General features: G+C 59.0%; 22 protein-coding genes and 1 pseudogene. 10 read left to right on the top strand and 13 right to left on the bottom strand.

From position 1 onward, the window contains the following. Positions 1-172: 172 nt before the first annotated feature. From ABD53_RS15940 to ABD53_RS09040, 7 genes are all read left to right on the top strand, one after another. Complete coding sequence (locus ABD53_RS15940) at positions 173-916, top strand: hypothetical protein (RefSeq protein ID WP_053057870.1); 744 nt, start codon at positions 173-175, stop codon at positions 914-916. Between the two features lie 49 nt (positions 917-965). Continuing rightward, positions 966-1,496, top strand: coding sequence for a hypothetical protein (locus ABD53_RS09065; protein WP_047865454.1), 531 nt, complete (start codon positions 966-968; stop codon positions 1,494-1,496). Between the two features lie 240 nt (positions 1,497-1,736). Next, positions 1,737-2,273, top strand: coding sequence for a thermonuclease family protein (locus ABD53_RS09060; RefSeq protein WP_053057869.1), 537 nt, complete (start codon positions 1,737-1,739; stop codon positions 2,271-2,273). A gap of 86 nt (positions 2,274-2,359) precedes the next feature. Next, positions 2,360-3,520, top strand: a complete 1,161-nt coding sequence (locus ABD53_RS09055) for a DUF2800 domain-containing protein (RefSeq protein WP_047865453.1) — start codon at positions 2,360-2,362, stop codon at positions 3,518-3,520. Beyond that, positions 3,513-3,866 (top strand): DUF4326 domain-containing protein, encoded by a 354-nt coding sequence (locus ABD53_RS09050; RefSeq protein ID WP_047865452.1) that lies wholly within the window; start codon positions 3,513-3,515, stop codon positions 3,864-3,866. Before ABD53_RS09055 ends, ABD53_RS09050 begins: the two co-directional genes overlap by 8 nt. A 7-nt stretch (positions 3,867-3,873) precedes the next feature. After that, positions 3,874-4,182, top strand: a complete 309-nt coding sequence (locus tag ABD53_RS09045; protein WP_160309658.1) for a hypothetical protein — start codon at positions 3,874-3,876, stop codon at positions 4,180-4,182. Between the two features lie 369 nt (positions 4,183-4,551). Next, a complete protein-coding gene (locus ABD53_RS09040; protein WP_047865450.1) occupies positions 4,552-5,238 on the top strand; it encodes a hypothetical protein in 687 nt (228 codons plus the stop codon). 231 nt (positions 5,239-5,469) lie between these two features. Here the strand turns inward: ABD53_RS09040 and ABD53_RS09035 are convergent, their stop codons facing one another. Continuing rightward, positions 5,470-7,566, bottom strand: coding sequence for an ATP-dependent DNA helicase (locus ABD53_RS09035; protein ID WP_152670698.1), 2,097 nt, complete (start codon positions 7,564-7,566; stop codon positions 5,470-5,472). 182 nt (positions 7,567-7,748) lie between these two features. On the opposite strand from ABD53_RS09035, the gene ABD53_RS17985 reads away from it, so the two are divergent. Beyond that, the gene (locus ABD53_RS17985) at positions 7,749-8,483 is read left to right on the top strand and encodes a cold-shock protein (RefSeq protein ID WP_047865448.1); all 735 of its coding nucleotides are present in this window, start codon (positions 7,749-7,751) and stop codon (positions 8,481-8,483) included. Between the two features lie 163 nt (positions 8,484-8,646). Here ABD53_RS17985 and ABD53_RS16955 read toward each other — a convergent pair whose 3' ends face one another. From ABD53_RS16955 to ABD53_RS08985, 12 genes and pseudogenes are all read right to left on the bottom strand, one after another. Continuing rightward, positions 8,647-8,994 (bottom strand): hypothetical protein, encoded by a 348-nt coding sequence (locus ABD53_RS16955; protein WP_152670697.1) that lies wholly within the window; start codon positions 8,992-8,994, stop codon positions 8,647-8,649. Positions 8,995-9,080: 86 nt separating this feature from the next. Further along, complete coding sequence (locus tag ABD53_RS16555) at positions 9,081-9,701, bottom strand: ParA family protein (RefSeq protein ID WP_084709464.1); 621 nt, start codon at positions 9,699-9,701, stop codon at positions 9,081-9,083. A gap of 517 nt (positions 9,702-10,218) precedes the next feature. Further along, positions 10,219-10,308: pseudogene (locus tag ABD53_RS17980) on the bottom strand (hypothetical protein); the annotation flags it as partial. A 20-nt stretch (positions 10,309-10,328) separates the two neighbouring features. After that, complete coding sequence (locus ABD53_RS09025) at positions 10,329-11,222, bottom strand: hypothetical protein (protein WP_047865447.1); 894 nt, start codon at positions 11,220-11,222, stop codon at positions 10,329-10,331. A 208-nt stretch (positions 11,223-11,430) separates the two neighbouring features. Then, positions 11,431-12,435, bottom strand: coding sequence for a sigma-70 family RNA polymerase sigma factor (locus ABD53_RS09020; protein WP_053057868.1), 1,005 nt, complete (start codon positions 12,433-12,435; stop codon positions 11,431-11,433). After that, positions 12,428-12,988, bottom strand: coding sequence for a metal-dependent hydrolase (locus ABD53_RS15935; protein ID WP_053057867.1), 561 nt, complete (start codon positions 12,986-12,988; stop codon positions 12,428-12,430). Before ABD53_RS15935 ends, ABD53_RS09020 begins: the two co-directional genes overlap by 8 nt. Beyond that, positions 12,985-13,683 (bottom strand): hypothetical protein, encoded by a 699-nt coding sequence (locus ABD53_RS09010; protein ID WP_047865446.1) that lies wholly within the window; start codon positions 13,681-13,683, stop codon positions 12,985-12,987. Before ABD53_RS09010 ends, ABD53_RS15935 begins: the two co-directional genes overlap by 4 nt. Then, positions 13,680-14,399, bottom strand: coding sequence for a hypothetical protein (locus tag ABD53_RS16945; protein WP_152670696.1), 720 nt, complete (start codon positions 14,397-14,399; stop codon positions 13,680-13,682). Before ABD53_RS16945 ends, ABD53_RS09010 begins: the two co-directional genes overlap by 4 nt. A gap of 82 nt (positions 14,400-14,481) precedes the next feature. Next, on the bottom strand, positions 14,482-15,258 hold the full coding sequence (locus tag ABD53_RS09000) for a hypothetical protein (protein ID WP_047865444.1): 777 nt from the start codon (positions 15,256-15,258) through the stop codon (positions 14,482-14,484). Beyond that, entirely contained in the window at positions 15,255-16,817 is a 1,563-nt protein-coding gene (locus tag ABD53_RS08995; RefSeq protein ID WP_047865443.1) for a replication initiator protein A, read from the bottom strand. Before ABD53_RS08995 ends, ABD53_RS09000 begins: the two co-directional genes overlap by 4 nt. A gap of 661 nt (positions 16,818-17,478) precedes the next feature. Continuing rightward, positions 17,479-17,733 carry a LuxR C-terminal-related transcriptional regulator gene (locus ABD53_RS17975; RefSeq protein ID WP_160309656.1) on the bottom strand — a complete coding sequence of 85 codons (255 nt, stop codon included), beginning with the start codon at positions 17,731-17,733 and terminating at the stop codon, positions 17,479-17,481. Between the two features lie 253 nt (positions 17,734-17,986). Then, positions 17,987-18,232 (bottom strand): hypothetical protein, encoded by a 246-nt coding sequence (locus ABD53_RS08985; RefSeq protein ID WP_047865442.1) that lies wholly within the window; start codon positions 18,230-18,232, stop codon positions 17,987-17,989. Between the two features lie 577 nt (positions 18,233-18,809). Here ABD53_RS08985 and ABD53_RS08980 point away from each other — a divergent pair. Both ABD53_RS08980 and ABD53_RS08975 read left to right on the top strand, forming a co-directional pair. Next, positions 18,810-19,550 (top strand): hypothetical protein, encoded by a 741-nt coding sequence (locus ABD53_RS08980; protein WP_047865441.1) that lies wholly within the window; start codon positions 18,810-18,812, stop codon positions 19,548-19,550. Between the two features lie 94 nt (positions 19,551-19,644). Continuing rightward, on the top strand, positions 19,645-20,283 hold the full coding sequence (locus ABD53_RS08975) for a hypothetical protein (protein WP_152670695.1): 639 nt from the start codon (positions 19,645-19,647) through the stop codon (positions 20,281-20,283). The last annotated feature ends 33 nt before the right edge of the window (positions 20,284-20,316 follow it).

Genomic DNA, 20,316 nt, shown 5'->3' with positions numbered 1-20,316 from the left:
AAGAGCCCGAGGAGACTACACGGGTGCGGAAGGTACAGGAGATCCGGGTCCGGTTTCCCGGATAGGAGTACCTCTAGCTTACACCGGCCGGGTTGACCCGCCTCTAATAGATGAGCGGGGTCAACCCGCCGCTTTCGTTGTACCTTCCCCCATATACGAGGAGGATGATCCGATGCGTGAAGAGTTCATGATTCAACGTCAGGGCAAGCAGTTCGTTTTGTTCGCCGGGCTCTTGAATGAGGCTCACAGCCGCGGCCTGGTCGGAATAGACACCGAGCTTATACAGGTGCCCGAGGACTCAAACGGTCAGGTAGCCATAGTCAAGGCGACCGTCCAGATCGAGGAGAACCCGGGCTCCGGCGAGCTAAAGACCTACTCGGGGATCGGGGACGCCAGTCCGCAAAACGTCTCCCGGAACATAGTACCGCACCTGATCAGGATGTCGGAGACGCGGGCTAAGGCGCGCGCTTTGAGGGATGCGGTCAACGTCTCGGCGGCTGCCCTGGAGGAGGTGGTCGATAGCGAAGAAGGACAGCCTGGCTCATCAGGTAACCAGGGACAGAGTAACAGCAGTCAAACCTCCGCGCAACATAAAGATCAATCGGCGCGTAATTCGAGCAACGTACGGGACCTGCCCCGCCAGAGTGCCGGCGGACAGACCTCTGACGGTCAACGCAACGACGACGAGGAAAGCAGCTCCCAGGTCTCGAAAAACCGGGAGCAGTCGAAGGCTCCGAAGAGTCAGATCGACTTCATAAAGACCCTCGCCGAGGAGTGGAGGGGCCAGAACGGTGTTGAAAGGCTAGAGCAACGCATCGGCAAGTCCCTCTCCCAACTGAGTCGCAGCGAGGCGGAAGAGTGGATAGACCGCCTCACCCCGAAGGACTCGGGCGGTGAGGAGCGGGCGGCCGAGTAGGGAAGCCAGAAAGGTTAGGCAAGCTAGCGAAGTCTAGGAGGTTCGCCAGGTGGACTCTTACGAGACCTACTTCGCGCTCAGGGAGGCCGGGATATATCTGGCGCTCTCCGAGGACCGGGACCGGTTGCACTGCGAGCCGGCAGCGGAGTTAGCCCCGGAACTCGCTGAAGCCGTAGCAGATAACCACGATCTCCTCTTGAAAAAGGAGCTCCTGCGCGAGCTAGTCCGCTTCGTAGCCGGGAGGATCGCCGCGAGGGAGGGTACAGCCACCCGACACCTTCCCTCCATCCCGGCGGCCATCACCGTGTTCGAGAGCATGTCCGTGGAGCATCAGGAGATCTCGGACGCTTTGGAAGAGCAGACCGTGGACGACTTCAAGCGCACGATGCGCCAGTGGTCGAGGTCGGCCCTCGCCCTTTATGAGACAGTCCGCGAGCAGGAGATCCGGGACGGGAACTCCGAACCTGACGCCGGAACACGGTCTATTCACGAGACTCCGGCCGATGAGAGCCCTGCCGCTCCCGAGGAGGACCACGGCAGACACTCCGGCGAGCCCCTCCAGCAGAGCCTTCTGACATGAAACTCCTGGCATGAGCCCCATGAGGCACGCCCCGCGAATCTAGGAGAGGAGCTGAACCCGATGAGACAAAATGATGAAACCCCGAATCGACGCTGTAGGGTCAGCGCCTCGGTAAAAACCCGGTCGGGACACCCTAAAATCTGGCGGGTCCTCCCGTACCTGCTACTAGGCATCTTCATTGTGTTAGCCACCGGATGCTCCGGCGGCATAGAAGAGGCCCAGGATGGGGTCCAGTAGGCCGTGGAGCGGGGCAAGACAGAGGCAGAGAAGATCGCCCAGTCGGCCGGTGACACCGGTGCGTCCGGCCAACCGGGCGGTAGCCGCACCGTAACCGTCACCAGGGTTCTGGATGGCGACACGGTGGAGATACAGCCCGCCATAGACGGTAAGAGTGATCTGAGGCTAATAGGCGTGGACGCGCCGGAAACGGATAGCTCACAGCCTCTGTCAGCACAAGCTACGAACTTCACCAGTAGAGAGCTAGAAGGAAAGCAAGTACGGCTCACGCTCGGAAAGGAGATGGTTGATCCTTACGGGAGGCTCCTTGGCAACGTCTCCGCTCCCGGACGAGAGAGGCTCCACGCAGAACTGTTGCTGGAGCTCGGCCTATCTCAAGATCTCTTCTATGAGCCAAACACGGCGGACAGGCCCCTCTTCGAGTCCATCCAGCAACAAGCTCGCAGCCGGGGCGTCGGGATCTGGGGCCTGTCTGGGCCGCAGCAGTGCGCCCTGACCGATAGAGGCAATGGCGTGGGCGCTGGCTCACCGGGCTGCTAACCGTGTCGGGCGTATCCCTGCAACTCGCACCATCCTCACCGTCCATATACCGGATTCATAAGACCCACCATCATAAGGAGAGTGCCATGAAGAACAACATGAACAGCACCATGAATAGTGCCATGAGCCAGCCACAGCTTACAGCCAGCCGCCTGGAGCTCGCGGACACATGTCCGGGTTCCCAGGCCCACAAACACGTACAGACCACCGGTGAAGCCGCCGAACGCGGCACGGCCGTCCACGAGTACATCGCCGCACTGCTACAGAAAGAGGAATGCTTACTTCCCTCAGACCACGAGGCCGCGGCCGTCTGCCGCAAGCTGGACCCCCGAAAGATAATGGACACGTCCCGCCCGAACGTCTACAGCACCCTCTACACCGAGCTAGGGCTCTACCTCTCCCCCGCTTCCCTAGCGGGAGTACCCGGAGAGGCTGGGCTACTGGAAGGCGAGCACCACCGCGACTACTCGGGCGCTCCCGAAGGCTCGATACCCGGTACAGCCGACGTGGTTGCCGTCGAGGATACCCGCGTGGTGGTGACGGACTGGAAAACGGGCCGGGGCGAGGTCCCCCACCCCGCTGACAACCACCAGCTCCGGTTTCTGGGACTCGCCGCAGCCAGGGCCTTCAGCCGGGACGAAGCAGTGATACAGATAGGACGTATCGGTACTGACGGCTCCGTGGATCTGCACGCCCACACCCTAGAGCGCGAGGATCTCGAAGCAGCCGACCGGGAGCTCGCCCGTATAGCCGGCCGGGTAGAGAAGGCCCGGCAGGGTGAGCCGGTGTACCGTGAGGGAAGCCATTGTAAACATTGCCTCGCACTTCCTCATTGCCCGGCAATCGCAGGTGCTGCACAGGCCATAATGGACGGCCCGCCCGAAGAGCTAACCGACCGGCGCGCCGCAAGGATGTGGGAGCAGCTACAGGCGGTGGAAGCGGCGGCAAAAAAGACGCGCCAGGCGTTGCAAGATTACGTCTACGCCAGAGAGGTATCCACCACCGAGGGCAAGGTGCTAAAGGTGGTAGAGACCCGCCGGGAGAACATAGACTCCGCAAAAGCATACGCCATACTCCTCGAGCATCTGCCCGAGGAGACCATGGCCCAGGTGGTCACCGTGACCAAGACCTCGCTCTCCAGCGGACTTGGTAAGGACGGTCAGGCCGACGTGATCGCCGCCTTCAGGGAGGCCGGGGCTATCTCAGAGACCTACTCGGAGTCCTTGCGGGAGGTGAAGGGTGGCTAAGGAACAAACCGGGAGCGTCGTATACGTACTCTCGGAAGTCCCCTACGAGTTGTATGTCGGGCGTGCAATGCCTCGCTACCACTTACCTGAAAGCCCCTACGCTAACCCGTACAAGGTGGGCCGCGACGGCGACCTTCCAAAAGTACTCGAGCTCTACGAGCTACATGCCCGGGAGAATATCGACTTGGAAACGCTCCGGCTTTTCCTCTGGCATCCTAGTCCGGTACTGGCCTGTTGGTGCGCGCCAAAGGACGGCACACCACTCACGCTCTATAGCCCGGAGATCTGTCACGGGCAGACACTATTGAGGCTTGCTGCTGAAGGCAACGCGAGTCTCCTGGACTAGATGGTCTGTGATTAGCAGCCCAGTAAACGTCGAGCGGAGCGGAAAAGGAGGAAAGGAGATAACTATGCAGCACAAAGCTCTGAAAGGTGTGCTCGCGTTCTTTGGCACCATTTTGGCGGTAGGCGCGGCGGGGCTTGTAATGGTAGGTGGTGTGTACCTCGTTGCGGGGAGGTTCTTTGGTAACGGACTCTTCGAGAGTTGGGCAACAGAGTTAATGTGGGTCCTACTTGTGCTGAGCATGCCGTTTGCGATTCTTACTATATTGCGGGTGGTTATCCCGCTGCATACCGGCAGTTCGAATGAAAAAGACCACTGATAGACACAGCGAGAAGCTAGGCGAGGAGCACGAGAGCTACATCTAGGGACAAACGACATGCTTACCACGGACTCACCTCCAGCCAGGGCGCGCTCCGCCGACGTGAACTCCGGCTCCGTGCGCGAGCTGGTGAAGGATAAAGGACCTCCCACGGCGAAGCCTCGTTGGGACAACTGTTCACCTGCCATTGAGACCGGCCCCGGCGGTATGGATAGCTCCCGGCCTACCATGTGGTAGCCAAAGCTGGACCGCCGGGGCCTATCCGGTTGCGAACATGCAGTACCTGCGCTACCCCGCTCTGTGACTTCCAGGTCGACCGTGAGCCGAGTCCATAAGAACGTTCAAGATCACGAGAAAGGAGCCGCTACAATGAATACCAGCATGACAGAAGATAGAGAAAAAGAGAGCGCGCGCAAGCGGGCGAGGACCCGGTCCATCACCGGGATGATAGAGGCCGCCGAGGAGTGCGTGACCGGCGTGGGCCACATAGAGATCCGCTCCGACAGGCTGTCCCGTGGTGGCTGGTCCACGATGATGCTGCGTAACGAGAGGACCGGCCAGGTCGACTATTCTCGCCAGGACGACGAGGCCGAGCGGGTGATGGCTAGGCTCTTGTACCGCAAGCTATCAGGGGCTGTGGCCGAGACGGGCGACGTGGCGCATGTCGTGCTGACCAACACTGTCTCCGAGACCGCTCCCGAGTACCACGTGCCGAAGATGGTCGAGGAGATCCGCACCTGGGCGCTGTACCCGGCCGGAGAGGGTGGCTTTCACGCCAGCCGTCTCCCTCCCCACGAGGTAGAGAGACTTACGCCGAGAGAGCACCACGTAAAGGAGGATATCGACGAGGAGCTCGAGCGGCTAACCGGCGAGGACGAAGAGCAGCCCGAAGAGACCTTCGAGGAGTTCATGGCCGCCGAGCACTGGACCTTCGATGATCCGCCGCGCAAGCTCACCCACGACGAGAAGCTGGCGATCTGGGAGAACAGCCGCGCGGTCGAGGAGGAGATTGAGGAGCCACAGTACATGCCCGAGGACGAGGTGCGCTATCTGTAAGCGCCTGTGGCATAAGAATAGAGAAGTGGAGCATCGAGATGCCCGGTATTAAACACCTCTCGGCAAACAGGCTGGCCCTTGCCTTATTGTTGATGTCGGCGGCGCTGTTGCTAATGGGGCTCACTGCACCTGCGTCAGGCTCCGTAACCACTCTTATCACGTGGCTTGCGGGCGCGCTGGTGCTACTCGGGGTGTGGGCAGCACTGGCCCTTGAGGTGTTCCGGCGCTACTTCACGCCCGGCGGCGGTCGTCCCGGCGATCCGTAGGCTCCGGGCCGGCTGATCCTCTGTGGCCGAAGTACGTACCCGAGAGTCGGCGCACGTCCTCGATGGAGTCGGTAATCGGCGCACCGGGCAGGCTGTTCATCACCGCCTTGCCCCAGGGTTTGGTGTTTATCCTGGGATCCAGCAGGGCTATCACGCCTCTGTCCGTGGCCGTCCGCATTAGCCTTCCCGCGCCCTGCCTGAGCGCGACCTGAGCCTTCGGCAGAGTAACAGAGCGGAACCAATCCTTGCCCGCTCGGGATACCAGGGCGGCTATTACCGGATCGTCCGGGGCAGCAAAAGGTACCTTATCAATGACCACGCAGCCAAGAGCCTCACCCGAGACGTCACAACCCTCCCAGAACATTCGCGTGCCCACTAGCACTCCGCCTTCGGTCTCGCGCAGCCACTTCACCAGTCTTCCAGGGGAGTCCTCTCCCTGGAATCTGACCGGATAATCGGTCTCGAAGTTCTCCTGGAAAGCCCGCACCGCGCGCGAGGTAGAGAGCAAGACGAGAGTGTTGCCGCCCGCGATCTCTACGAGCTCCTCGGTGCGGCGTACGGTGTCGAGGTCGGCTGCTGGCTTATCCGTATTGTTGCTGGCGGGCTCCGTGTAGATCAGCGCGCGCCGGGAGTAGTCGAAGATCTCCGGCGATGCCAGCTCCCTTATCTCACCGGCCGGGCACGCTCCGGCCGGCAACCCGTCCTCGTCCAGCTCGGCATTCTCGGCATTCAGAGCCGCCTCGAGGTCCTCCTCTCTTAGGCCGAGCCGCTCGCGGGCGTATCTGAAAGAGCCCCTGGATTCTCCCCCACTGCCCTTTTTGCGCGAGGAGGCCAAGGTCGCAGAGACCAGGACCTTGCCCTTATCGGCGAACAGACCGAGCACCTCGTCGCGGAAAACCTCCCCGGTCTCGATCAGCCACGAACGCAGCTCCGGGTATGGCTTGCGCCTGGGATCTGTCGATCTGCCGGCAACCACCGAGTAAGTGTGGCTTGCGAGAGGATCGGAGTAGAACGCCTTGAGATCCTTTCGCACCCGCATGACCATGAACGAGAGGTTGTTCGCCTCCTCGCGCGGGTCGTTCCTTAGAAGCCTCTCTACCGACTGAAGCGAATCGTAGAGCGTGGAGTAAGAGGATGGGGCGGCTTCCTCGGAGCCAAGCTCGACGTTTTCACGCAGCCCCTCGAAGAATAAGTCACCGGCGGACTCGGCCCGGTCGGTGTACTCTTTCAGATCCTCGTTTTTCTTGAGCGCCTGGCGCATGGCGTACTTGATGCGCCAGTTTGACACCTTGAGGCCGAAGGCCTCCCCCATAACCTCCTCGAGACGGTGCGCCTCGTCCGCGACTAGGTGACGGCCTCCGACGTCGAAGATATTGCCGTAGGAGGCGGCATTCGCAAGAAGCAAAGCGTGGTTGACCACGATCACGTCCGCTGATGCGGCCTTGTCGCGGTGAGCATAGTAGAAGCATTGTTCTCGGAAACTGCACGCATTTGGAGCGCAGTCTTCGCCATCTGACGCTACCTCGAGCCACCGGCTGGCGGGTACGGGTTTATGGAGGTCCTCCCTGTCGCCAGTTTCGGTGGACTCGCGGAAGTCTATGAGGTCCTGGAGGGTGTTTCCGTCGAGCATACCGGGCTGCTGCAGGGTGCTCTCGTAGCGGTTGATGCAGAGATAGTTAGATCTACCCTTCATCACGGCGAACGAGAAGCCCTCCTCCTCCGGGTAGCCGTAGAGCCTACATACCGCCTTACGCAGTAGCGGCAGGTCCTGGTTAAGGAGCTGCGCTTGGAGCGCGAGAGTGGCCGTGGAGACCACCAGCTTACCTCCGGCTAGCACTCCACCCGCAAGGTAGCCAAGTCCCTTTCCTACACCCGTGGGGCAATCCCCGAGCAGGGTGTCCGCGCCGTGGACGGCTCTCGCAGTCTCCTTGGCGAGCTGGATCTGTTCAGGTCTCGGACTGTAGCCGTCCTTGATCTCCGCGAGAGGTCCATCGGCGGCGAAGAGAGCGTCTACGGCCTCTAAGGTATCGTCGAGGCTGCGGGTAGTGTTGGGCTTATCCACCACGGTCTACCCTTGCTTATCCACCACGGTCTACCCTTGCTAATGCCGGTTATATGGCGATTTTCAAGGATAGTTTCGCCATCCGTGCAGTCCAGTATCAGTCCTGTACGTTACTATGTACTGGCGAGTATTATTGACGAGTATTTATCGGGCAATCATTTGGGCGCCAACGCGGAGGTCTAATGCAACACTCTCAGCACGCCGGCGGTAAGCGTAGGCGTATTTCGCTTTCGAAGCACCGCACCGAGATAGAGCAGTGGGTTTCACAGGGCCGTTCGGACGAGTGGATAGGGACCGCTCTCGGCACCACGTCCTCCTCGGTACAGTCTTTCCGCTCGCGCAACCGGATCATGCGCCCCAGAGGCGGGGAGGCCCCCTCCACCCCGTCCGGCGAAGCCGAGACACTGGATAAGCCGGTGAGTGTCTTCGAGGGAGTGCTGGACCAGGGCGAGGAGGGCTACGGGTTGTGGCTGGACCCGGCGGTCGCCGACGATCCCCGCTTCCGCGAAGGGTTCGACGGTGTGAGTGATGTCCGGGTAGTCATAGAGCCCTGCCGGATCATCCTCAAACCAGCTCCCGCAGGAGATACTGCACAGAGCCCGGATCTTTTCTCGATCTTCGGCGGCAATGACGCAGCGGATGCAGCGACTGGAGGACCGGAAAAGGCCGCGGGTACTGGCTGGCAAGTCGATCACGGCACACACGCAGCCGGCGCCACCGGCGAGCCGGGAAAAGTTAAATTTTTCGACTCCGAGAAAGGTTTCGGGTTTATAGTACGGCCCGGCGGCGGCGACGTATTCTTCCACCGCTCCGAGATCCGGGACGACCGGGAGCTGGAGTCCGGCGAGTACGTCCTCTACGAGCCCGCTTCGAGCTCGCGCGGTCCCGTGGCACAAAGGGTCCGGGCGGTCGGATGAAGCATCTAGGCTTGTTCCTCTCCCCTACTTCCTGGTCTTCTGCAGACTCAAGACGCGTGCATGCGATGTTCAGGACCAGTACCCAAAGCAAACATGTGTGGCTTGCTCTATCCAGTGCCCATTAACTGATTAATCAGACAATTGCTTAATCAGTTAACTAAAATCACTGATTTTCGGACTCCTCTGACTCTGGCGGAAATCCTTGCTTATCTAACCACTCGACTATTAGCCCCTCAACGAGATCACTGTATTGCACCTTCTCTTCGGATGCCTTCCGAGCAGCTATCGCTCGATCAATCTGTCTTCGGACTTCCTTCCGGATATAAACCCCCATAAGATCATAATCTGGATTTCTGCTCTTGGATGCCTTTCCCTTTTTTGGCGCCGATCCCGTTTTCCCTCGCGGTGTGTTACTTCTTTTTGCGTTACCCCTCTGCGAAGGACGGGGGGGCTCTTTAGAGGATTTAGAGGAGTCCTTTTCGCTTGGACCTTCATTCTCCTTCTCCGGCACGCTCGAAGGAGCTCTCGTGTCGGTTTCGCTATCGGAATTCCTTTTTGTTAGCCAGTCAAATCCTGTGCTACTAGTTCGGTCGGTACTCATGTTTGTGTGGTGATCTCCTCCGCTACCCGGCAATAGTCATTCCAGCCGTCTGTAGCCCGTCTGTCTTTAGCATCATATACAGGCACGCCCATAATGGCTGCTTTCTGAAATGCCTCCCTACGACGTATTTCGGCGTCGAATAGTGGTACTCCGAGATCTTCTAGGGTCCTTCTCGCTTTGCTGCCGGATCGTATAGGCCAAGGCGGCACCGAAGTCAAAAGTACCCGATACCCGTCTTTTCGACCTAGCTCTTCGAGCTCCCCGATAGTTAGCATCAAGGTGTCCAGCGAGAGTGCATCCGGCATAGAAGGGATCACCAGTAGATCACAGCCCTGTACCAACGCTTCTAAATCATCTTTACCTGGACGGCCTTGTGTATCTATGACTATATGCTGGTGCTTTGGGGCGTGTTCCGCCGCCTGTTCTTCGGCTACGACACTGAAGGGCAGCGCTCCACGCTGCTGCCAGCGCAGGGCATTGTGGTTTGGATCTGCATCCACTAGCAGGGTTGACGCCTCATTACTCATACCCGTATGCCAACTGAGATAAGCGGCAAGGTGTACAGCCGTAACAGTCTTGCCCACTCCTCCCTTATGGCTAGTGACCGTGATTATCATGGTTTATAGGATACGCGCGATTAATTGATTAATCAACTAATCAGCAAACTCATTATTCAGTTAATTGATTTTTTAGTTTACTGATAATTTAGTTAATCAGCAGGCGGATTTCGATCAGGATGGACCTCTGAGGATCTCCACTCGCAAATCTTGTTGATCTGCATCCATACTCCGCCTTAGCTCCATCCGGTAGCGCCCCCTGTGAAAAAGATGTTCGACGTCCACCTCGTCCGGGAACTTCATCAGCACCAACCCGTCTTCCACCCACACTTCTGCATGGGTGTTAAACCTGCTAACCTTGTGCGGGGAAGAGGAAGGCCGGACATTTGTTTGAAAATGCAAACATTTGTCTTTATATTCCGAGGGCTGGTTTTCTCCCGCAGCGTGCTCAAAATCGCCCACGTTAGCGAGGTGGTGCGCATTGCCGCGTGCGGCCTTGCCGTACTACGGCGGCTTGCGAGGTCCACCACTGACCCGTTGATCGCCTGCACCACCTTGCGGTCCTTGTGTAGGGACTCTAAAGGGTTACCCGCGCGCCACCTTTGCCGTGCACCAGGATCACCCTGGGCAAAGGGTAGTCGGAGATCAGGTTCAGTAGCCCGGCGCGATCCGCGTGTGCCTAGCCTCTCAGCCTAGAGGCCCGAATGCCTCACGGCATACCGTAAGGGCGTGGCCCAGGCCAAGCTCTTTAGCTTTCCCTTCCCGGTCGAGCTTTTGGGTAAGTGCCGAAATGTGCAGCGTGCCGATCCCGGCCGAAGACGGTGATCCGGCCGTGACGCACTCGGTTGTCGAATTGGCTGTGGAATTTGCGCAGCACATTGCGAACAGCACGCCGTAGAGCATTGACCGCAGGCTCTGGTGGACAATACGCGCACCCTGATCCTGGTCCCAGTCAGAGCCTTCGGGGGTTGGGTAGACGAAGATAGCAATGTCCTTGTCTATTGGCTCCACCAGTACCTCGCCGTGCTCCGATACCGGGATCAGCCACATTATCGGCGGCCCGTGTATGTTCGTGGCGCCGGCTCCAATGTCGACGTAAGGCACTACGCGCAACACGTAGCGCGTCTGATCGGGTAGCGAGATGCCAACCCTCTCTGGCAAGTCCTCGCCGCAAAACACGAGCACCCCGGCATTCACGCTTTCGAGGTCGGTGCTGACCATCCCAGCGGTCTCGCCAGGACGCGGATCGAAGGCGGTGGCCCTATCGGCTGGAAAGGAGCCCTCGAAGAACACGGGCGGAATCGCGTCCATGTGCCGCCCTCCGGCGAGTTCTGCCAAAACGGCCAAACCCTCAGGGTGACAGTCCGGGAAGTCGGCCGCCGAGAGATCTCCTCCCGGGCCTTCCTCGTGGACGTGCTGGGTGCGTTCGCGCAGGTAGCTAAAGGGCTCGCTGGCTTCAATGGGGATCGCGCTCTCCAGGACGCTGGCGAGACCGGGGCCGGTGCCAAAGCCCCCAGCGCCCGCTTCGAGGAGCTTGTCTAGCATCGTGGTCCGCCGGGCATCCGCTCCGGGTCTTGTCATGGAATCTTCCTCCTTCTTTACGATAGATCATGTTCATTGGGGCAATGTTTAGATAAGTTCGCCGGCGCGGGCGGTGCCAAACGTAGCCGGGAATGTGGCGCATCCACAGTGTAGGAACAGTGTAGGAAAAGCTTGCAAGGAGAATCGGGCGAAGAACCAGTGGGGGAGGGATTACCAGTACAGTTCGGGATCTTGGCACGGTAATTTCCTACCCGGTCTTTCGCTCATCCCAGTCCGCGGCGAGCATGCTCCTCAAACGCCGCTCTGCCCGCTTCTGTTGCTGGCGCACGAACTCCCTCTGGGCGCCGGACTCCTCTGCTAGCTCCCTGAGGGTCCACACCCGCCCGCCGTCTAGGCCGTAACGTCGGCGCAGGACGTGACGTTCGGTGGGGGGTAAGAGCTCCAAAAGGCACCCTACATGTTCTCGCTCGGAGGAATCCAAAGACTCCTCTTCGGGGTTTACCCCCGGACCCTCGTCGGCGAGTACCGAAGACAGTGCGGGCGAATCCGGCTCCGATTCGCCACCCTCGTACATCCCCCCAAGCGGCGCTTCCAGGCTCGCCACCGGCAGCCGGACCCGTTTCATCTGGGCGACCTTCTGCGGGCTTACCGCAAGCTCTGCGGCCACTTCCTCCTCGGAAGGCTCTCGTCCCATAGACGCCGACAGCTTCTTCTCGGCCTCTCTTAGCGCCCGGAGCTGCTCTTGGTAGTGGACCGGGATGCGCACGCCGCGGGCCTTATTGGTCACGGCACGGCCGGCGGCCTGGCGCACCCACCAGGTCGCATAGGTGGAGAACTTGTGGCCCCTGGTGTGGTCGAACTTCTCGGCGGCCCGGATAAGGCCGAGAGTGCCCTCCTGAACGAGCTCCTCGAAGTCCACCCCAAGGCCCCGGTAGCGCTTTACGGTATGCACCACGAGCCTCAGGTTTCTCTCGACGAGCTCGCGCTTTGCCCGGGGACAGCCCGTCCGCACCCGCCGGCTCAAGAGTCTTTCCCCGGCGGCCGAGAGAAGCGGCTTGCGGCTTATGGTGTCGAGGTAGGCCGAGAGGCTCTGGGCATAGCCGCCACCCGCCGGGCTACCGTTATCTCCCGCCGGTGTCGCCGGGTCCCGGAGACGGCTTTCGCCACCGTGGATCCTCTCCTTGGCCTGCAGATGCCGTACGGGACTACGCACGGCGCCGACCAACTCATGCTTGGTTCCGGTCTCACCCACCCCGGATCACCATCCCTTCCAGAGGCGAACTGGACACGGAAGCTAGCTCGGCGCCGCCGAGTACCCCGAATCCGAGCGTAAAAGCTCCGGCCAGCATTACTCCGAGTACCGCCAGCTCCCCGAGTCCTCCGGTTGTTATGGCGTACTTGCGCGGCAACCCAATCCGCCGGTGCTTTGGCACTAGCAGCCAGATCCCGCTACTGGTCGCCGCGTCGAGCGCCAGGTGGGTGAGGTACCCGATAGCCCCGCCCGGAGCTATCAGAGCTACCTCGCCCGCCGATAGAGGCCCCACGGCGAAGCTCGAGGCGTTGGCCCACAGCCACACGTAGGCGATACAGGCCACGACCACGGCGACTCCGCCGCCGACGATCAAGGTGTGCGGAAACGAACGGTGGTCCGGCGATCTGTTGATCTTGGCGTCCACGTCGGGCAGCTTCGAGGTCGCCACCGCCCCGGCGGTCAGCGCTACGGCTCCCTCGACTCCGAGGCCTGCGGCCCAGGAGACCGCAAGACCGGCTGCGGCGCCTCCCACGACGTGCGTATGGCCCATCATAGCTGGCCTCCGAGCAGGCGCTCGATAGCTTCCCTGCCCTCGTGATGCCAGTCGGGTTGACCGAAGCGCGGCCGCTCGGTGTGGTTGCCGTGAACTATCGTTACCTCTTCTCCGTCAACGTCGCCGTGCTCGATTTCGGGCACTCCCAGAGGACCCTGAATCCGGTAGTCGGAGAAGGTGACGATAGAGGTGCTCTCGTCCTCTTTATCACCAGGGTTTGACCCGCCGAATGAGTTTCCCTCGCTGTAGTGCTCCACCACATGGAAAGGGGACTCGCGCAGAGCCTTGCGATTCTCTCGCCAACTTCGCGGCAGCTTCTCGGGCAGCTCGGCCAGCACCACCTCGGCGGTAACCGCCTCGATGAGGTTAGTGATCGAGGTACCGCCCGGCGGCAACTTCTGCGAGAGCACGATAACCGGCCGCTGCCCGCCCTGGTCTGCCGAGTCAGAGTCCTGATAGATCCGTACCCGGCAGCTAGCCTCCGCGCCAAGATGGAACCCGGCGTACTCGTAGTCGTAGTCGTGGGTCTTCTGTAGCGGCCTCTGCGCCGACATTCTGAAAGACGCAATCCTGTCCGAGGGCTCTTCGGTTCCGCTCGCCGTATCGGTCTCGCCCGCTGATCCGGCCTTGTCGAGTAGCCGCTCAAGCATTCCGGAGATGGCTAGCCTCTGGGTAGACTCTTTGCGGCCTCTCACGGCGAGTTCTCCTGACCCTCCTGGCTGGAGGAGTTAGAGAACCAGCTCATGATCTCCAGCCTTAGATCGTTTATGGACTGCCGGATCTCGGCGAGCTGTCGATCTATGTCTGCCCTGAGTCCTTCTACCTGTTCGGCGCTAGCCGGGTTCTGTGACGGAGCGGGTGCCGCCGGAGCCTGCGGTTGCTGCTGTGGAGCTGGCTGCGGCGCTTGTGGGGCTTGCCCTGGAGCGGGAGCCTGCTGGGGAGCTTGTGGAGCTGCCTGCTGTGGTGCTTGTCCGGGAACCTGCTGGGCGGTCTGTGGAGAGTCGTCCCCGCTAAGAGCGAAGACTGCGAGCAGGGCTATCACGGCCACGAACACCCCGCCGAGGACCAGGTAAGCGATGCGGCGGGTCTCCTGGCGAGACTGCTGCTCGCGCCAGTAATACTCGCGCTCGTTGTCCCGGTCGCGGGAGTCGTAGCGTCCCTCGTAGTCTTCGGCGTAATATCTGTTTCCCGCCTCATCCTCGTAGTAGCGGCTTCCACCCCTATCAAAGTAGGGACCGTAACGGGCCTCGGCCGGGTAGTCGCGGAGGTCATAGCCTCGGCCATCATCCCGGGGTCTGCCACCTCGGGGACCTTCATGTCCGCCATAGCCGCGCCCCGGGTAACCGCCGCCATTGCGGCGGGTGGTCCTCATCTGGCGAGTCCTTTGTTCATTGTCTCTGCGTCTTCCCATAGTGTTCTCCCTTTGATCTCCTTCGCTAGTCTGTTTGCAGGGTGCGTGTTGTGACGTGTTGTGACGCTCGCTAGTGATCAGTTCATGGCTCACCCTCCAACCCTTGGAAGGCACGGGGTAGGTAGTAGACTGCTAGAGGATCAGTCCCGGCGACCTCTAGCCCGCTAGAGCCGCTGTGCAGCGCCAGGAGCTTCCGAGAGAGTTTCTTACGGCCACGACCACTGGAGAGGGTAAGGACGGGCCGTGTGCGACGAAATTCGGCCTCCTCGCGCGAAGTAGGATGCCCGTTGTTGCCTGTGTTAGGGGCCATGAGGTGGGGGAGGGGTTGATAGAGACACATAATACTTCTTCCTTCACCGCAAACGGTAGGATCGGGGCTCGCAACCCGTTCCTCTAAGAAGTGGAACTCAGGAGAAATCAACCGACCAGCTCCTCGGGCGAAATGACAAGGCTCAAAAGTCATCTGAAGCTCGCCCATCACGAAGCCTCTGCCGTTAGGCGTGATCTCTCGGAGCTGCTCGGGTAGAGCAACCTCAACGATCTCGGAGGTCTCGTTCCCCGCTGCGTGCGTAACCAGTGCGGGTTCCAGGACAGCCTCGACAAGCGCCACGGCCTGCAACTCTTGCGGGTAGCTAGTTGCTCCCTCTTGTAGACCCCTGCTGGAGAGCTCGTAACTCAGCGCCCGCAGCGCCGAACCGGCCAGCGCGGCCGATCCCCGGCAGTTCACCCGCCTGTACTCGTCCGCCTTCTCCGGGACGAGCTCTTCTGAGACTTCGCCACTACCAATGCTCTCTACGATTTCGACAAGCCCTCCGTATGCAGCCTCGAAGTCTTCCGGTATGCCTCCAATCCGAGTCATCCGGCGTCTCCTCGTTTATCTGTATTATGTGTAGGATCCTCTACCCCGACCACGATCTCCAGGCCTGAGGTGGGGGAGAGGTGGTTCGTGAGGGCTGCTTCGAGGAGGTCCTTGAACCGTTCTTCGATGTAGTCCCTAGCAAAACCGTTCGGCACGGAAATTGTCAGGGTTTCCGCAGATAACGCTACCGGGACCGTGCCTTCGAACCAGACTCGCAGGGAGGGAGCATTGATCTCCTCTGAAACATCTTCAAGGACCTTCTCCCAAACCTCCAGCGCCTCCGGGTCGGTGTCCGGCAAACTACCACGAGTAGTCGCATAACCACCTTCGTCCACAACCGCTTCGCCACTATCCAAGCTACTGACCTGTTCTGGGTCTTCACCAATGACTTGGGTTGTCGAATTCTCACCCCCGCGATCGACTAGGGCATAGCCCTTGCGTATGGCCTCTATCAGCCAGCCGGCAGGGTTTGACAGATTCTGCTGCACGACGAGCGCTTCTGCATAGTACAGGCAGTGCTCGACGCCGTATTCCTCGACCAAGGACTGGGCAACATCTCCACGAACGTTTTCGGAGATTAGTCGTTCAACCGCGAAGATATGCTCAGGACTGCTACGGTAGCTCTCCCGCACCACTCTCTGACGCGAGTACTCCTCCGTGACCTCATACACCACCCGGCCGCCCTGATAGCTTACGGATTGGAGAAACCCCACACGCTCAAGTTCTACGTGCGGAGACTTCAACTTCTCCTTTATCTTCGAGGAGTACTTGTATGAGCCGGTGAGAGGTATCTGGCGCGCAAGCTCGAAAAACTCTTGCCCCCAGAACCTACCCTGACCTCTTTTCTGGTCTATCAGCCTGTACAGACGTTTGGCTATAGGGGATTTCAGGGACCAGTAGAGATTAGTATCCAAGTTCTTCAAGTAATGGGCGAAGTAGTTGTTGACGAACACGTCATGGAACTTCAACGTGTGGCGGCTGGTGCTCGTACCCCCGGAAGGCTCGTAGTCTGCGAACCTGACATCCCATATCCGGAAGGTATCCTCTATGTAGCTTTTCATAGAGGCGGAGTAGAAGGAATTGTGGCTCTCTATACCGGTGAACGCTATGCGGAGCAGGGATTCCTTTAACGCCTCATAAGACTTACCTCCCCGAGACTTGCGGAGTACTTTAAGCAATTCGTTTAGGGAGAACTCGATCTCGCCACTCTCTGGCAATCCGCCACGCCTGGCTACAAGTTCCATAACAGCGACAAACACATCCTGGTCGGCCGGCCCGGGCGCGCCGTACTGTCCAGACGGGACTACGGTCCATCTCTTTCTTAGCAGTAACCCGTCTTCAGCGTTATACGCCCATTCGTAGCTGTAGGCTCGAACGGTGCGCTCCTGAGAACTCATGCGGAACAGGGGATGCTCTTCGAAGTTGCCTTCCGCGAAGACAGGTACAAGGTCTTGTGGATCCAGCTGGAGACTGAAGGTGTCGAAAAGAGTCTTCTGATCCTTGCTCTCACCGGAACGAAGATGATCACCCTTATCTCTGCCGTCCTTCTTGAAGCTCACGTGTGTACCTCCCCCCACCCGAGTGACGTCTGTACCCAGGACTTATTCGAAAACTGCTCCTGTTGACAATACATACAAACAGGAAACACAACATAAACAAAGGAGACAGCGAAAAGCCGACAAAATCTCCCGATTTGCAGGAAAAATTTATTATCGATTTCCCCGCAGGTACGCAGATTTATCCCCGCAGGTACGCGTTTCTTCCCCCGCAGGTACGCAGATTTATCCCCGCAGGTACGCACTTCCTTCCCCGCAGGTACGCACCTCTTCCCCGCAGGTACGCATGAACCTTTTTGGGTTAGGAATGCTCTTGTATGTGCTTCGGGAGAACTGATAAACGGCTTAGATATAGACAATATGCTGGACACACGTCCACGAGACACCGATTCCTGAACATAGAGGTTTTCCTCGCAGGTACGCAGTTCCTTCCCCGCAGGTACGCACCATTTCCCCGCAGGTACGCACCCTAATACTGTGAGATTTGCTAGCTGAAGCCAGATTTACCTGGGCCACAGTAACTCCTTCCAAGGTCCCGCGGTGGCTCGTATAATGAAGCCCGGCGATTTGACACCTTCCCGGATGTCGCCGGGCGGTGGTGAGCTTCCTTGATTCATGCGAGCCACCGCTTTTTATTTGCTACCGGAGTCATGGCTTTCTTGACTCACACATCCCCTCTTTGCCTTGCTACCGCAACAGCCTCCGAGTATGTTTTCGCTCCATACCAGGCGGTAATTGTCCGGTCGTGTGATCGGACCGTAGCTTCGCTTATCCACAATTCGCGCTGGATCTCACGGGTGGACTTGCCGAGGTGCCGCATTTGCAGGACTTCGTAGGGCCGCTCCGATAACCCTCGCTTTTCGGTACTCGGGACCAAATGGGAGCGTATTTCTGATGCCTGGGCGGCTTCAATTAACATCTGCACCGCCCTTAGCACGGACAAAAGCCGCTCTTCGGCTGGCACCTCGCTAAGGTCACCGTTGGTGACACTACTGAGGAAGCGAACCGCTTCCTCAACGTGACCGGGTTGTTCCACTTGGCTGCTAGATCTGCTAAGCTCAATTGGCTGCAAGGGAACTACCTAACTCCTTGCTTTTGTTCTAGAGCCTGGTGGTCCGAGTATTAGTTTGGCCGCTAACGCGGACCACCCAGCTCTGCTCTACACGACTAGATCACTCCCAGCTTTCACCGTGTTTTTCCTCAAACCACTCCTCCAGTGGTATCCCCATAACCTCGCTGAGAGCGTACATTTTGCCGATGCCCGGGTCCTGTAGCTTGCCCCGAGCCAACGCGCTGACAAAGTGGCCGCTAACCGCCCCACCTGTCGCACGCTCGATTGCAGCCCCACTCCACTTGGACCCGTCCTCGCGGCGGTACTTGTCTCGCAGTAGCTCGAACCTACGTCCCCAGTCCTCCATTTAGGGGTATTGAATAGCAAATTCTGCAAACGCTCCAATAACAAGCGGCGATCTAGAGAAAAATCTATGTATTTGCGATTTTTCTTCATATCATGCCAGGATACACTATTATTTATGGCAGCTACATAGGGAGCAAACGCCGCCGCTAAAGATACGTGCGCGGCGATGGCCCTCCGGGTCCAGTTCTCTATACTCATTGACCTCCGCTATCCCCCTCTCACAGCGCAAGTATAATCGCCTATACCAGCGGGAGGGTAATCCACACGTTTCGCACTTGCAAGAAATCAAAATATTTTCTTCGATTTTCAATTTACAGAACATGCCTTGAATTGTAGGATGAAGGTCACAAGCAGTCATCTGATCTGACCTTGAAGGGTCGACTGACGGTAGAGAACGTAAGAAAGATGGTTATGTACTCCCAACACTACGCCCCTGAACAAAACCTCGGTGACGGTACATCACTCCGGCGCCATTTCCAGGAGAGGTCGCGACTACATTGCCGCTAGTGATCACCACCTAACGTAACTGCCAACGAGGATCATCTGTAAGGCACTATTATTGGAGGAGCCCCGAATACATGGGCGAGGACCAGAAACAACTCGGCACCTACAGTAGGAAATTCAGAGTCATGCTCGACATTATCCCGCACCCCGAGGGCGGGTACTGGACCGGCACCAAGATGAAGCAGGCTACCGGGAGAGTAGTAGGCTCATCCTACTTTGTTTCACTAAGGGACGGAGCCATTGACATCCCGAGGGCGGATAAGGTCGAGGCAATCGCGGTAGCCATGGGCTTCCCTACCGAGCTGTGGTTCAAGGACCTTTCCTGGTGGGAGGATCTGCACAGGCAATGGGAGAGCGGTAGACCCATAAATAATGAGCTCCGTGGCTCAGTCGGTAACTCGGACAGAGACAAACGAATGGCTGTCCTGGTCAACAAGCTCTTTGAGAGACGCCTCAATACCGACACGGGACAGGCATTCACCAACCAAGAGGTAGCTGCTCGCTCGCAGAGAGTTCTATCCCTCGAAGACGTGCTAGCTCTGAGGTCAGGCGACCTCGCAGATCCCACGTGGGAACAGCTGCTAGCCTTATCGGAGATTTTCGGCGTCGGATTCTCCTACTTCAACGGGTCCGATACCGCCTGGATTCCGGGCGCACCCAGGCCGCTTGAAAGCGAGGATGACCAGGACTCATACGTGACCTTCAACAACTCCGTCGGCCTTGACAAAGAGAGCAGGGGGTTGCTCCGCGGTCTATCCGACTATCTCAAGCAGCAGAAGAAGCGGACAAGCACCGACGGGACGGAGCACGAATAAAATGCACGTTTACCGGGTCACGCTGGCGCGCACAGTAGCGTCTCCCAGCAAAGCCTCGGTGCCCCTTCATCAACATATTTTAGATCGGATCTCTATGGCTAGGGTTATAGACAAAGCAAAGGTCATGGCGTGCGTCAACCTCCCCCAGCACTGGATGCGCGAAGCTCGCGCCGCCATCCGGACGCTTACCCGACATCTACGCGAGACCGCAGGGTATAACCCTGGTACCGAGGTAAGTTACGAGGACATCCGACTGGAGCTGTCCAAGCTGGGGCTCCTCGGACATGGATTTTCCCTAGAGCAAATTATCAGCGCCGTGAAGTCCTGGCTCGGCATCGACATCAAGGTCTACCTATACCCCGACCTGTCGCGCGGAGTGCTGCCAGAGGAGGATAATAAGCTTAAACCTAATCAGCTCGCAAGGCTCAGGTGGAAATCAGATCTCAACGAAGCGTACATCCAAGTTCGCGAAAGCCTCCAATACAGGCCGTGGCCGGCCTATGAGTTAAGTATCCTCCACGAGGTAGCCCACCTCTTAGCCATGCACCACCTCCGGATACCGGAGCACTACCTCGATGCCTCGATATTGAAGCTTGACGCGTCCAGTGCCCCGGATGCGAGCGAGCTCGAGAGTCCATATGAAATCGAGGCTCGTAAACGTGCGAAGGCCCTGCTCCTGGCTACTCTCGTACCAGAGGTTTTCGAAGGGCACGGGACGGACCGCGTAGTCTGACAACCTCCGGCGCCGCCAACACAGGCGCCTAAG

The sequence above is a fragment of the Rubrobacter aplysinae genome, assembly GCF_001029505.1.
Taxonomy (GTDB): domain Bacteria; phylum Actinomycetota; class Rubrobacteria; order Rubrobacterales; family Rubrobacteraceae; genus Rubrobacter_A; species Rubrobacter_A aplysinae.
This window is presented reverse-complemented; position numbering and strand designations above follow the sequence as displayed.